This is a genomic window from Bradyrhizobium rifense (genome assembly GCF_008123425.1).
Lineage (GTDB): Bacteria > Pseudomonadota > Alphaproteobacteria > Rhizobiales > Xanthobacteraceae > Bradyrhizobium > Bradyrhizobium rifense.
Window position 1 is genome coordinate 1 of the sequence record NZ_VSSS01000140.1, and the last position, 907, is coordinate 907.

The following is a 907-nucleotide window of genomic DNA, read 5'->3' on the forward strand; positions in this document are numbered from 1 at the left end:
AGATGTGTATAAGAGACAGCTTCAGCGTCGCCGTGCCGTTGGCCGCGATGGTCGCGGTCTGCACGCCGGAGGCGAGGTCGATCGCGTTCAGCACGTCGGAGATCGAGCCGGACGACAGATAGACCGTCGAGTTGCCGGCACCGTCGGTGAGGACGTTGCCGCTGACGCCGGAGCCGCTCGGGATCGCCGGAGCACCCGTGGAGCCCGGAACGGCGCCGTTCTTGAAGGTGATGACATGACCGTCGACATTCAGCGTCGAGCCGTCCTGGATCTGCTGACCCAGTGAGCCGGAGCTGGTGGTGCGGTTCACGTTCACCGTCGCGTTGCCGCCGCCGGTGGCGGTGGACAGGCCGAGGGCCTTCAGCAGGTCGGCCTTGCCGGTGATGCTCAGATCGGCACCGCTCGAGCTGTGCAGCGTGAGCTTGCTGGCCGTCGTGACACCGACGTCCGAAACCGCGGTCGCGTTGGCGCTCTGGGAGATCGTCGCCGCACCGGCGGTGATCGACGCAACCTTCACGCCGCTGGCAAGGTCGATCGCGGTGGTGAGATCACCGACCGTCCCCTTCGGCGTCGTGGTGTCGCCCAGATAGATGGTCGAGTTGCCCGCGCCGTCGGTGGTGATGTTGCCGCTGGCACCAAGGCCGCTCGCGACCGTGCTGGAAGTCGGCGCAACGCCGGAGCGGAAGGTGATCGTGTGACCGTTGACGGTCAGCGTGTCGCCATCGGAGGGCTGGGCGTTGCCGACCAGGCCGGTCGCTGTCGCCGCACCAGTGCCGAGCAGCGTGATCGCCGCCGTAATGGCCGTCGAACCGTCGCCGGCCGTCGCCGCCGCACCGGTGAGAGCCCCCTGGGTAGCGCCAAGCGTCGTGGTGCCGCTCGCAGCGTGGATGCCGCCGGCCGTGCCGTC

Annotated in this window: 1 protein-coding gene; it reads right to left on the reverse strand. The window is 68.7% G+C overall.

Features of this window, described 5'->3' with window-relative positions; all coding sequences use genetic code 11:
• On the reverse strand, positions 1-907 hold a 907-nt coding region (locus FXB40_RS47520; protein ID WP_148779130.1), incomplete at both ends, for a DUF1522 domain-containing protein.